14 protein-coding genes are annotated in these 12,626 nt (G+C 39.1%); 7 read left to right on the top strand and 7 right to left on the bottom strand.

Features of this window, described 5'->3' with window-relative positions; translation table 11 throughout:
• Nucleotides 1-123 precede the first annotated feature (123 nt).
• The 5 genes from BLQ05_RS00575 to BLQ05_RS00555 form a co-directional block, all read right to left on the bottom strand.
• Nucleotides 124-402: an HU family DNA-binding protein gene (locus BLQ05_RS00575; protein ID WP_023570933.1), complete on the bottom strand. Its 279-nt coding sequence runs from the start codon at nucleotides 400-402 to the stop codon at nucleotides 124-126.
• 185 nt (nucleotides 403-587) lie between these two features.
• A complete protein-coding gene (fmt, locus tag BLQ05_RS00570) occupies nucleotides 588-1,535 on the bottom strand; it encodes a methionyl-tRNA formyltransferase (RefSeq protein ID WP_035653786.1) in 948 nt (315 codons plus the stop codon).
• Nucleotides 1,535-3,424 carry a RecQ family ATP-dependent DNA helicase gene (locus BLQ05_RS00565; RefSeq protein ID WP_023575206.1) on the bottom strand — a complete coding sequence of 630 codons (1,890 nt, stop codon included), beginning with the start codon at nucleotides 3,422-3,424 and terminating at the stop codon, nucleotides 1,535-1,537. Before BLQ05_RS00565 ends, fmt begins: the two co-directional genes overlap by 1 nt.
• Before the next feature lie 170 nt (nucleotides 3,425-3,594).
• Nucleotides 3,595-4,164, bottom strand: coding sequence for an AAA family ATPase (locus tag BLQ05_RS00560; RefSeq protein WP_023575205.1), 570 nt, complete (start codon nucleotides 4,162-4,164; stop codon nucleotides 3,595-3,597).
• A complete protein-coding gene (locus BLQ05_RS00555; protein ID WP_035653782.1) occupies nucleotides 4,157-4,402 on the bottom strand; it encodes a hypothetical protein in 246 nt (81 codons plus the stop codon). The genes BLQ05_RS00560 and BLQ05_RS00555 overlap by 8 nt, the downstream gene beginning before the upstream one ends.
• 53 nt (nucleotides 4,403-4,455) lie before the next feature.
• On the opposite strand from BLQ05_RS00555, the gene BLQ05_RS00550 reads away from it, so the two are divergent.
• The 6 genes from BLQ05_RS00550 to BLQ05_RS00525 are packed head-to-tail and all read left to right on the top strand — an operon-like array spanning nucleotide 4,456 to nucleotide 8,499.
• Entirely contained in the window at nucleotides 4,456-4,740 is a 285-nt protein-coding gene (locus BLQ05_RS00550; RefSeq protein WP_023575204.1) for a DUF493 family protein, read from the top strand.
• Nucleotides 4,741-4,750: 10 nt separating this feature from the next.
• Nucleotides 4,751-5,467, top strand: a complete 717-nt coding sequence (locus BLQ05_RS00545; protein WP_023575203.1) for a DUF4290 domain-containing protein — start codon at nucleotides 4,751-4,753, stop codon at nucleotides 5,465-5,467.
• 14 nt (nucleotides 5,468-5,481) lie between these two features.
• A complete protein-coding gene (gene murA / locus BLQ05_RS00540) occupies nucleotides 5,482-6,792 on the top strand; it encodes a UDP-N-acetylglucosamine 1-carboxyvinyltransferase (RefSeq protein ID WP_023575202.1) in 1,311 nt (436 codons plus the stop codon).
• 2 nt (nucleotides 6,793-6,794) lie between these two features.
• A complete protein-coding gene (locus tag BLQ05_RS00535; protein WP_143000886.1) occupies nucleotides 6,795-7,232 on the top strand; it encodes a hypothetical protein in 438 nt (145 codons plus the stop codon).
• Nucleotides 7,233-7,278: 46 nt separating this feature from the next.
• Nucleotides 7,279-8,043: a sulfite exporter TauE/SafE family protein gene (locus tag BLQ05_RS00530; protein ID WP_023575199.1), complete on the top strand. Its 765-nt coding sequence runs from the start codon at nucleotides 7,279-7,281 to the stop codon at nucleotides 8,041-8,043.
• Nucleotides 8,044-8,055: 12 nt separating this feature from the next.
• On the top strand, nucleotides 8,056-8,499 hold the full coding sequence (locus BLQ05_RS00525; protein ID WP_023575198.1) for a hypothetical protein: 444 nt from the start codon (nucleotides 8,056-8,058) through the stop codon (nucleotides 8,497-8,499).
• Nucleotides 8,500-8,552: 53 nt separating this feature from the next.
• On the opposite strand, the gene BLQ05_RS00520 is transcribed toward BLQ05_RS00525, so the two are convergent.
• On the bottom strand, nucleotides 8,553-11,036 hold the full coding sequence (locus tag BLQ05_RS00520) for a DUF5686 and carboxypeptidase regulatory-like domain-containing protein (protein ID WP_023575197.1): 2,484 nt from the start codon (nucleotides 11,034-11,036) through the stop codon (nucleotides 8,553-8,555).
• A gap of 49 nt (nucleotides 11,037-11,085) precedes the next feature.
• The gene (aroQ, locus tag BLQ05_RS00515) at nucleotides 11,086-11,499 is read right to left on the bottom strand and encodes a type II 3-dehydroquinate dehydratase (protein WP_023575196.1); all 414 of its coding nucleotides are present in this window, start codon (nucleotides 11,497-11,499) and stop codon (nucleotides 11,086-11,088) included.
• 348 nt (nucleotides 11,500-11,847) lie between these two features.
• Here aroQ and BLQ05_RS00510 point away from each other — a divergent pair, with 348 nt between their 5' ends.
• Nucleotides 11,848-12,504, top strand: coding sequence for an OmpW family outer membrane protein (locus BLQ05_RS00510; protein ID WP_023575195.1), 657 nt, complete (start codon nucleotides 11,848-11,850; stop codon nucleotides 12,502-12,504).
• The last annotated feature ends 122 nt before the right edge of the window (nucleotides 12,505-12,626 follow it).

The following is a 12,626-nucleotide window of genomic DNA, read 5'->3' as shown; positions in this document are numbered from 1 at the left end:
TTTAACAATCTTCGAAGAGATTAGATTTAAATTTAACAAAAAAAAGATATCCGCCCAAAATAAAATCGTTGAAATGTATAAAAAAGCCCCGCTATTGCGAGGCTGTATTGTAATGGGGATAAACTATTTTTTGTTTACAGAACCTTCTAACTCAGCTCCAGCTTTGAATTTTACTACGTTTTTAGCAGCAATTTTGATAGTTTTTCCTGTTTGAGGGTTTCTTCCTTCTCTTGCAGCTCTTTGAGATACTGACCAAGATCCGAATCCTACTAATGATACTCTTCCACCTTTTTTCAAAGTTCCTTCTACATTGTTTAAGAAAGACTCTAAAGCTAATTTAGCAGCTGCTTTAGTAATACCTGCGTCAGCAGCGATTGCATCGATTAATTCTGATTTGTTCATAATAATAGTTATTAATAGATTGATTAATTAATTATTGTCCTACAAATTTATATGAATTTCCCGATTACGCAAGTGTTTTTCAGTTTTTTACAAATTTTTTACTCAAAATGTTGATAACTTACCCTTATTGTTAATAAACTTACTTGTATTTTTCGAAATTTCGGGAGTCTTAGTGTTTATAGGGCTTACAGCGCTATGGCGTTTTCGGTAAATGTGATTCCGTTTAAAAGTTCATGGGTAAGCATTCTTTTCTTTCCCGGAAACTGTAAACTGCGAATACTAAGGAAGCCGTCCTTGGTTGCTATTTTCAGTTCTTTTTTAGTCGAAATCAATGCGCCCACTTGATGCTGATGGGCCTCTTTTTCAAAAGAAGTTTCGTAAATCTTCACATTCCATTCCTGCCCATTGTCCTTAATGAAACACCAGGCGGCTGGATACGGACTCAATCCTCGAATTAAGTTATGAATTTCACTTCCGCTTTTACTGAAATCGATTTTACAGTTGTCTTTATTGAGTTTATAAGCTGTTTTGATATCGTCGTTGGTAGGCTGAATGGTCGTAGTAACATTTCCGTTCTCAATCAGCGCCAATGTTTTTAAAACGGTTCCGCTTCCCAGAACCATTAAACGGTCGTGCAATTCTCCCGCCGATTCGTTTTCACCAATAGCGAGCACATCGCTCAATATCATCGCACCGGTATCGATTTTATCATCAATGAAGAAAGTCGTAACACCCGTTTTGGTTTCGCCGTTAATAATCGCCCAGTTTATCGGAGCGGCTCCTCGGTATTCCGGTAATAAGGAAGCATGTAAATTAAAGGTTCCGAATTTCGGCATACGCCAAACCACTTCGGGCAGCATTCGGAATGCCACCACAATCTGAAGATTCGCATTCAGACTTCGCAATTCTTCCAAAAAGGTTTCGTCTTTTAAATTGGTGGGTTGTAATAAACGAAGGTTGTGTTCCAAAGCGTATTCCTTCACCGCTGAATATTTGATCTTTTGTCCGCGTCCCGCCGGTTTGTCGGCAGCAGTGATTACACCAACGATTTCGTAATTGTTCTTATATATAGTGTCAAGGATTCCTACGGCAAACTCGGGAGTTCCCATAAAAACGATGCGTAACTTTTCCATTATAAACTAATGTATTGGTTTTGATTATTGATTTTTACCTTGTCGTTTTCCAACAAAAGCTGTAGTGCAAAGATAGTTTCCTCCGGGTTTATTTCGAGGGAATTTTCGATTTCTCTTGAGGTTAAGGCCGAATTTTTAAGCAAAGCCAAAATACTCTGCGCAATTTCAATCGGACTCTTGTCTGTTTTTTTCTTCGTAATGCAAACCGAACAAATGCCACAGTCTTTCGTGCCTGTTTCGCCAAAATATTCCAATATCAGTCGGCTTTTACACTGTTTTTTTTCGGAAACATAATGAATAACCGATTCGAATTGTCTGGTTTTAATCTCGTTTAGCTGCTGCAGAAATTTAGCCACTCTGTTGATGGTGAGTTCGTCTTCGCGTACTTCATTAAACGTGAGCTGGCTGTCATTGGACTGACTGTGCAACACGCAGACTTCTTTCTGATGCATCCGTTTCAGGACTTCCACCACATTTTCTTCGGACGTATTCGATTTTCGGGCAATCAGACTGGTGTTGATGGCGGTTTCGATCTCGTAAATACCGGTATAATTTCGCAAAATGGCGGTCAAAACGGGTTCGTCTGCCGGATTTAAACTCAGGTAACGCAACATTTCCCGACTGTCCAATAAAAAATGAAGGCTGATTTTCTCTGAAAATTCCTTTGAAAGCGTTATGATTCCCTGATTGTCCAAAAACTGTAAGGCATTGAAGGTTTTTAAAACAGGGAATTTATAGTGATGGCAGAAATGGTTCATGTTAAAGGAAAAACTTTCGTTGATGCCTTCGCCGTAACCCACCTGAAAATAATTGTTGAGTTTGATGTAAACTTCTTTTAAAAACGTTTTATCGGGCAATACCGCCAAAAACTGATTTTCTGTAGTCTGAATATCGGAAGGGGCAACCAATAAAACCGAAAAAGCTTTCACGCCATTACGACCCGCACGACCGGCTTCCTGATAGTAATTTTCCAGATTTTCCGGAAGTTGAATGTGAATTACCGTACGCACATTGGGTTTGTCGATTCCCATTCCAAAGGCATTCGTGGCTACCATCACCTGAACGTCTTCATCCAACCAAGATTGCATGTTTTTGGCTTTTTCTTTCTGGGTCAGTCCGCCATGATAAAACGTACTTTTGAAACCCATCGCAGCGACTTGTGTCGAAACATCATGGCAGGCTTTTCGGTTGCGTACGTAAATAATGGAAGGTTCGGGATTCTTGGTCAATATCTGCTGAATGCGAAACAATTTGTCTTCGGCTTCAAAAACCATATAGGCAATGTTGTCCCTCGCAAATGATTTTTTGAAAAGCTGCGGATGTTCCAATCCCAATTGCGTACAAATGTCTTCCTGAACTCTTTGGGTAGCTGATGCGGTTAACGCCAAAAACGGGACTTTAGGAAAATGCTCCTTGAGTTTTGAAATTTTAAGATACGCCGGGCGGAAGTCATGTCCCCACTGCGAAACACAATGTGCTTCGTCAATCGCAATCAGGTTAATCGGTAAGCTTTTTATGCGTTCCAAAATCCAATCCGACTGTAAGCGTTCCGGAGAAAGATACAGGAATTTGTAATTTCCGAATTGGCAATTGTCCAGTAAATTAATGGTGTCGTCAGAAGAAATCCCTCCGGTTAAGGCTAATGCTTTGATGTTTCGTTTTTCGAGATTCTGAATCTGATCTTTCATCAGGGCAATCAGCGGAGAAATTACCAAACAAATTCCGGGTTTCATCATGGCCGGAACCTGAAAACAAATCGATTTTCCGCCACCGGTGGGCATCAGGGCAAAGGTGTCTTTTTCTTCCAGTACCGACTGAATGATTTCATGTTGCGGACTCCGGAACGAATCGTGATTCCAGTATGTTTTAAGAATTTGTTGCGCTTCCAAATTGTAAACCTAATATCTTTTACGAATATAACTTATTAGTATTAAAAATCAATTAAAAAAACGGGTGTTTTCGTGCGTCTCGTTTCTTTCTTTTAGAGTTTTTACCAAAGATTTGCAGATTTTTATGATGATTAAAATTTAATCAGCGAATCTGCAGTTGTCTTTAGGTTTTAACTTTTTAGATTTTCTAAAATAAAATTGATTCGGTTGTCCAAAGTGTCTTTCGGAACTTCAGTGAGCGAATAACCGTAATTTTGGTAGGTTTCAATAAGGTGTTGGTGAATTAAAATGGCCTGTTCATAGGTTTCATAACGGGCTTCATCACTGGTATAAATCTCTTCCCATGGCGGAAGAATGAAAATTCGGGAATATTTGTGTTCGCGACAGGCTTCGTCGAAAAAAGGAGGATAGGCATCACCAATGTAATGCATGTAGGCCAAAACATCCGGAATGCCACGGTCGATAAAAACGATTTCATTTTCTTCTTTTACGGCACTGTGGAATTGTTTTTTTCTGCCTTCCAACAACAATTCGCTGAACAAAAGGGGGTTTTCAAGGAACAATTGCTCGATTCCCTGCTTGCGGGCTTCATAAATAACCTCGCGCGAAACCTCGGGATAACACACATATCCTTTTTCGGTCAAACCTTCTATTACAGTGGTTTTTCCTGAGCCCGGTCCGCCGATAATTAATACGATTTCTTTAGCCACTTTTTTGAAATAAGGGGCAAATTTACTCAAATGAATCGGGATTTTGAAAATTTTTTTTAGCAACGAATGTCCCGATAGCTATCGGGAGGGCTTTTTCAGGAAATGCAATTCCTGCTGTACGTTGCAAACAAAGTTCACTGAACTCTGATGAAAATAATAAGGATGTGAAGTAATCTCCCGAAAAAAAATCGGGAGGATTTCCACTGCCATCAGGGTTATGGGAGGTAGCGCCTTGATTTTTTGAATAATTGCTCAATTCATAAGTCATAATTTATAATTCGCAATTTTAAATGTATATTTGCTTTTATTTTTGATTGAAAGATGGACAAGAAGACAGAAGAGTTTTACCACAGGCTGAAAGAGGAATTAATTAATTCAACCATTTGGCCTTCAGAATATTTGTTTAAATTTATAGTGCCTACGGATATTGATAAGGTTCAGATTATCGAAACTTCCTTTGACGGAATGGGGGCTGTAATTGTGACAAACCAATCCAAAACGGGAAAATATACCAGCGTTTCTGTCAATGTAACGATGAAAAGCGCGCAAAGCGTAATTGACAAGTACCTTGAATTAACTACGGTTGAAGGAATTATTTCTTTATAAAAAAACGAAAATGCAATTTACACCAGAAGAAGCTGTACATCATCTAGAATACAATGCCGAACGTTCGCATCTGATTATTCCGGAATACGGTCGCCATTTACAAAAACTGATCGATCAGGCTACGGTTATAGAAGACAGGGAAGAACGCAATAAGGCGGCGCGATATATTATTTCGGTAATGGGAGGTTTGAATCCACACCTGCGTGATGTGCCTGATTTTCAGCACAAACTTTGGGATCAGATTTTTATCATGTCCGATTTCAAACTGGAGGTAGATTCGCCTTACCCAATTCCGAACAAAGAGGTTTTACACCAAAAACCGGAGCGTTTGAGTTATCCGCAGAACTTCCCGAAATACCGGTTTTACGGAAACAACATCAAGTACATGATTGATGTGGCAAACAAATGGGAGGAAAGTGAGCTGAAAAACACACTGATCAAAGTGATTGCCAATCACATGAAAAAATGCTATTTGAGCTGGAACAAGGATACGGTAAAAGACGATGTGATTTTTGAACATCTTTATGAATTATCGGGCGGAAAAATCAACCTGCAAACCACGGATGAAGAGCTTTCCAATACCACGGATCTGATGCGTGTGAACAAGAAAATGTCCAACAAAACACAATTCAACAATCCTAAAATTAAAGGAACTAGCAGCGGAAAAACATTTAACAATCCGAGAAATAATAACAACAATACTAAAAATAACAACAACCGAAAATAATTTTTGAGTACGCCATGGGAACATTTAAAATAGAAGGAGGTATACGATTAAAAGGTGATGTTCAGCCGCAGGGTGCAAAAAATGAGGCACTTCAGGTTTTATGTCCAGTTTTATTGACTTCAGAGAAAGTGCGAATTACCAATATTCCGGATATTATCGATGTCAATAAACTGATTACCCTTTTGGGGAATTTAGGAGTTAAGATTCAGAAGAACGGGGCCGGAGACTATACGTTTCAGGCCGATGAAGTAAATATAAGTTACCTTGAAACGGAAGCCTTCAAAAAAGAAGGCGGTTCGCTACGAGGTTCGATTATGATTGTTGGTCCGCTTTTGGCGCGTTTCGGAAAAGGATATATCCCAAAACCGGGTGGTGATAAAATCGGGCGTCGTCGTTTGGATACGCATTTTGAAGGATTTATCAATCTGGGTGCGAAATTCAGATACGAAAGAGCCGATCATTTTTACGGTGTTGAAATCGACGGAAGATTAAAAGGAACCTACATGCTTTTGGATGAGGCATCCGTTACCGGAACGGCAAATATCGTGATGGCAGCTGTTTTGGCTGAGGGAACGACAACCATTTACAACGCGGCTTGCGAACCGTATTTGCAACAGCTTTGTAAAATGCTGAATTCCATGGGTGCGAAAATCACAGGTGTAGGGTCAAACTTATTAACCATAGAAGGTGTAGAAAGTCTTGGCGGTTGCGAACACAGAATTCTTCCGGATATGGTTGAAATCGGTTCGTGGATCGGATTGGCAGCAATGACCCGTAGTGAAATCACTATTAAAAATGTAAGTTGGGATAATTTGGGTGTAATTCCGAGTGTTTTCAGAAAGCTGGGCATCACTTTGGAACGACGCGGCGATGATATTTACATTCCTGCTCATAACGATGGTTATGAAGTTAAAACTGATATCGACGGTTCCATTTTAACCATTGCTGATGCACCTTGGCCCGGATTTACTCCGGATTTGCTGAGTATAGTTTTGGTGGTGGCTACGCAAGCCAAAGGCGATGTGTTGATTCATCAGAAAATGTTTGAAAGCCGTTTGTTCTTCGTAGATAAATTAATCGACATGGGAGCCAAAATCATGTTGTGTGATCCGCACAGAGCTGTGGTTATGGGACATAATTTCCAATCACAACTGAAGGCAACAACAATGTCTTCGCCAGATATCCGTGCGGGGATTTCCTTGCTGATTGCGGCACTTTCCGCAAAAGGAACCAGTACGATCCAGAATATTGAACAAATCGACAGGGGTTACGAAAGAATTGACGAACGCTTAAGAGCTTTAGGCGCAAACATTGTTCGTGCGTAATTATGAGATTATTGTGTATTTGCTTTCTTTTGTTTGTATCATGTAAAACTACTTACCGAAGAATCGATGAGAATTCCATTACTGAAGCCGAAAAACAAAAAGTTTATAATTTCGGGAAGCGGATTCTTGAAAGCTGTAAGACAAGGCAGTTTATTCAGTTGAGTGAGCGTGAAGTTACGCAAGGATTGGCCAAGCTTTCATTGGATGAGATGCAACACGCATGCGATGTTTTAGATGATAGAAATGGGAAATTTATCAATATGACCCTTATTGAAGTTGTTGACGATACTTATGTTAATAACACAAAAATTTACAGGTATAAAGCGAATTTTGAGCGAAATGATTTTGTAAATGAGGTTAGAATTTGGTTGAAAAACGATGGTAAATTTGCAGGGATAATATGGAGAGAATGTAAAGATGAATACATACCTTATAAATGATACAATCCCAATTTGCAAAGCAAATTGGGATTTTTAATTACAAAAAATGCAAACCGATATTTTATTTTTTCTTTGCCTGGCGTCTTTTGCAGCCGGATTTGTGGATGCCATTGTGGGCGGCGGCGGATTAATCCAAACACCGGTTGCCTTGATTTTAATGCCCAATGTTCCGGTAGCCAATATCATCGGATCTTTGAAAATTCCAGCATTCAGCGGAACGAGTTTTGCGGCGTTTCAGTATCTCAAAAAAGTCACGATGAACTGGAAGTTGCTGGCGATAATGTCGGTGGTGGCTTTCGCTTCAGCATTTGTGGGGTCAACATTATTAATGCACGTGAGCAACGATTTCATGAAACCATTGCTTTTGGTTGTTTTGACTTTACTTGCGATTTATACGTTCATGAAGAAAAACTTCGGACAGCATCAGGAAAAACTGCTGGGTTTTAAGCAGCAATTAGTTTACGCCATCATTATTAGTATTACAGTTGGTTTTTACGATGGTTTTATAGGACCGGGAACAGGAAGTTTCTTCGTGGTGGCCTTTGTTTCGATATTGGGTTTCGACTTCCTTCATGCTTCCGCGAATGCGAAAATGGTTAATCTGGCGACGAATTTTGGTTCGATTTGTCTGTTTGTACTGAAAGGAAAAATTCTTTGGGCTGTGGCGCTTCCTATGGCGGTTTGCAATGCGTTGGGCGGTTTTCTTGGTGCGAAGCTGGCCATCAGTAAAGGGAACGGCTTTATTCGCGGTTTCTTTTTGGTGGTGGTTATCGGAACGCTTATCCGTTTTGCTTATGATGTTTTTGGTTAAAATGGAACAACAATGAAGCATTTACTCCTGGTAACGGTTTTGTTTTTGCTGGCAGGCTGTAACCCTGAGGCATCAAAACAGCAAAAGTTTTTCACTGCGACAGACTCGAAAAGGACCTCTTTACTGGTGTTGTCTATGAAAGACAATCAGTTCTACGGTCAATATAAAGTGCGGTATGCTGAAAGTATTATAGATTCTGGCGAAGTTAGAGGTGTGGTAATCGGCGATACGCTTAAAGGGCGTTTTACATACATATCGTATGGGGGATCTAAGGAAGTGAAACCTTTTTTACTTCTAAAAAGGGGAGATACTTTAAAATTAGGAAGCGGCAATGTTTATACCTATTTGAAAATCCCATATTACACTCAGGAAAGCATACGGTTTAAGGAAGAGGATTTTCAGTTTCTTCCGATAGAGGAAGACGTTTTTAAGCGATTGGAAGCGAACATGAACTAATAAAAAAAAGCGTTGAATTAGTCGTTCAACTCTTTTTTCATATAATTTAAGGTTTAATTAATAATGTTCAGGAATTTCATTCCGAAAACGATTCCGTCGGTCTGGAATCCGTTTTGATAGGAGCGAACATAATCAATCCGGAACAATCGGAATTTCCCGAACCCTACGTTGTCAAATCCAACCGTGAATTCCTGATAGGGTTTTAAATCCGGCACATTTAATTGGTGGAACCCTACAACCAGATTCCACTGCAGTTTGTTTAAGAGCGGAATCTTGTTCATGATAAAACCTTTGTCGTTGTGCTCCATATGCGTTTCAATAAAAGCATCGTTGGTGCTGTTGGTGTAATACGGCAACATATTGAAAACGTTCAGGTATTTGTCGGTGGTTCCAATGTGGGTTTGGTTTCCGTTAAAATGTTTGTAATCCACCAGCGAAATATTATCGGCGTTAAAAAACTTACCGCCTTTTAAACGAATGGCGAAATCCCCTTTGTTGCCCAGCGTTTTGTCGAAATCCATTTGCCCCGTAACAAAATCATAGTTGTAAATGTCTTTGTTTGCAGCAAACCCTTTTTCATACCCAAAAGACAGCGTTGGGTAATCGTTGTTCGGAATGTTGATTTTCCCGTCGGGACGCGTGATGTATTTGTTTCCGAAACGGATGCGTGTTCCGATGTTGGCTTTCATTAAATTGTGTTTTTCAATTGCGGGAACCGAATTGTCAAACGGCAGCAGCGGATGGTTCGACGTATAATCCTTGTCGTTTTTAATCAATACGTAATCCGTGTTGTTGAAAAGCGGTTTTCGTGCCGAATATTCCAGACTTCCGTTCACAAAAACACCATTTAAAACATTTTGGCTGTAGCCGATTTTTGCATATTCCCTGTTGTAATACTTCGCATAATTGTCTTTGAAGAATAAGGTACTTACCGAATTCACCAGATTGGTAATAGGATTGGAAGGATTGAACTGATTGATGCTGCTTCCTCCGGATGCTGAAATGGCGGCATAATTTGTGGTGTTGAAACGATGGTAAGCGGAGCCGTTTATACGAAGACGGTCTTCGGCAAAACCATAATTGAATGTCGAATTTATGGAAGTGTATTTTCCGTTATCCTCATTTCGTTTCAGGAATGAAAATCCGGAGTCCAGATTCCAGCCCTGCACCGTATTGAAGCCCAAAGAGGTCAAATCCAATACGCCTTTATAGGAGAAAGACCATTTGTGGTACGTGTCCTTATAGGTATATCCGGTAAGCAGTTTCTGGATTTTGAATTTATTTCCTTTAGCATCCAACGAATCCAGATACACCTGTGATTTTCGAATGGTCTGAATGCTGTCTTTTTTCTTGTAATCCCCAATTTCTTCGTCGGTTAACGGCACCGGTCGGCTTTCATTCCAGAAAAGGGTGTCTTTTTTATTCGCGTCTTTTACGATTTTGGCAATCTCATTGGTAAATGTCTTCTTTTCGAATTGGTCCCTAAAAACATAATTGCTGAAAACATGTGTGAATTTACCGGTAAAACCCATTCCGAAAATCGATGCTTTGAAATCAATCGTTTGTTGGTTTTTTGCCCATATTTTTGTGCTCGGATTGTAATTGAAACTCTGCGTATAGGTAATGTCTTCCAGAATTGGTTGCTGCATTCGGTAGCCTTTGCTGTTCAGGTCCACCGCATAAATCGCCCAGGAATCTTCCACTATATAGAGGTACCCTTCAAAAACAGGCTCTTTGTCTCGTCTCGGGATTACCTTAATTTTATTGATTAACTGATTGTGGTCGTCATACGAAACGCCTTCCAATTTGTATTTGTAATAGGTAAGGGCGTTATCGGCAATGGGTGAAACCATGTTGATGCCCAAATCTACATAATTGGCATAGAAATCATAATTGGTTCCCTGCGCGGTATTGAAACTGAAGCCGTTATCGTTTCCGCTGACTTTGGATGCGATGATTTCTTCTTTTATTTTATTGGGTTTTTCGAATGCGATTTTCGAAACGGTTTCCGACAGGTATAAAATTCCGGTTCCGGTCGAATCCAAGGCACCGTCGAAGTCACCAATTTCCACACCCATGAATTTCTTCGGAATGTTTTTGGCTCTGAAAATACCTCGGGAGTAAAAATCCGCTTCAAATTTATCGGTTTTATACGAATTGACTTTTCGGTTTTTAATAGCGCTTCGTATGATGGCATAAGCGGGATCTTCTTTGTTTGGTTTGATGACGATTTCGGATAACGTATAATTTTCATCCTCCAAAGAAACGTTTACGGTATGCGGGAACTGTTCAATCTGTGCCGTGATTTTTTTGGTCTTATACCCCAACGACTGAAATATCAGCGTGTATTTCCCTTTTTCTTTCACGATTAATTCGAACAAACCGTTGTCATTAGCAGAAGTGCCGTTGTAGGTGTTCTCGATGATTACGGTAGTGTATGGGATGGGTTGTCCTGATTTATCGGTAACTTTTCCTTTAATTTGTGCGAATACGGCGGCAGATACTAATAGAACGGTAAATAAAAAAAGTTGCTTCATGAAGTTGTTTTTGATAAAGACGCTAAAAAGGCAATAATGGTTGTATGGTTTATAAAAAGGCTTTTAGGGCAAGTTCATAGCTTTTCAGTCCGAAGCCGATAATAACTCCTTTGGCGTTGGGAGAAATATACGATTGGTGTCGGAAGCTTTCTCTTGAAAAGGTGTTCGAGATGTGTACTTCAATTACCGGAGTACTGATGGCTTTCACGGCATCCCCTATACCAATAGAGGTATGCGTGTAGGCGGCGGCATTCAGAATAATCCCGTCATAAGTAAAGCCGGTTTCCTGCAATTTACTGATGATTTCGCCTTCAATATTACTTTGAAAGTACTGTAGTTCTATCGTATTGTATTTCTTTTTTAAGAGAAAATAAAAATCTTCAAAGGTTTCGTCGCCATAGATCTCAGGTTCGCGTTTCCCTAGAAGATTTAAGTTGGGTCCGTTAATTATGATAATTTTCATACTTTTTTGTTTTTGTAAATGTACTAAAAAAGGCGTTATTGAGGCTTTTGAAGTGTAAAAACAGCGAACAGAAAATTGGGTTTTAAATGGTATTTTTTTAATTCTGCGCATTTTCACGAAAAAAATAACACTAATTGTAGGAAAAATATGTATTAAAAATACTGTTTTTTGACTTCTTTAACGAAATTTTATATTTTTTTTAAAATATCTAATAAATTATAAATCAGCAAGATAAGTTAGTGTTTTCGGGGATTTTTACGATTACTTGATAACTTTTTTTAGTTGAAATTATTTTGGATTGGAATTTTTATACATTTGCCAAGTAAATTTTTAAAATTTAAACTAAACATGAAAAAAATTATTTTATCAGTAGCAGCAGTATTCGCATTCGGATTTGCTAACGCTCAAGAAGAAGTTAAAGAAACTAAAGGTTTCGGATTCTCTAAAGGTAACATTATGGTTGAAGGTAACTTAGGTTTCGGTATGAACACTGACGAAGCTGGAGATACAGAAGTTAAAACTAACAGTTTTGAATTCAATCCTAAAGCTGGTTATTTCTTAACTGACAAAATCGCTGTTGGAGTTGAGTTAATGGTTGGTTCTGAAAAAGAAGAAACTACTGTAGCTGGTGTTGGATCAACAGAAGATACTGCTAACTCTTTCGGAGCTGGTGTTTTCGCTCGTTACTATTTCTTAGATTTAGGACAAAGATTCAAAACTTATGCTGAAGCAGGTTTAGGATTCGGTTCTACTACATGGGAAGCTGACGGAACTGAGGTTCAAAAAGATTCTAACTTCGGTTTAGGAATTGATTTAGGTATGAACTACTTCGTAACTGAAAGTTTTGCTATCAACTTCGGTTTAGCTAACGTATTAGGTTTCGGTTCTCAAAAATCTGAATTCCCAGGTGGAGGTGAGTCTACATCAACTTCAGTTAACGGAAACTTCAACGTTTTCAATAACTTCTTTGATACTCCTCAATTTGGTTTGACTTACAAATTCTAATCTGATTAGATTGTTATAGAGAAAAGCCCCGCATTGCGGGGCTTTTTTTGTTAATTAAATTGTTGATATCTAATGTTTTACGTTGGTGATTATGCTTGTGTATTATGGATAAATTTATAGTA

Origin of the sequence: Flavobacterium saliperosum (assembly GCF_900100625.1) — a bacterium.
GTDB lineage: Bacteria > Bacteroidota > Bacteroidia > Flavobacteriales > Flavobacteriaceae > Flavobacterium > Flavobacterium saliperosum.
Note: the sequence above shows the minus strand (reverse complement) of the source record. Positions and strands in the feature narration are given on the sequence as shown.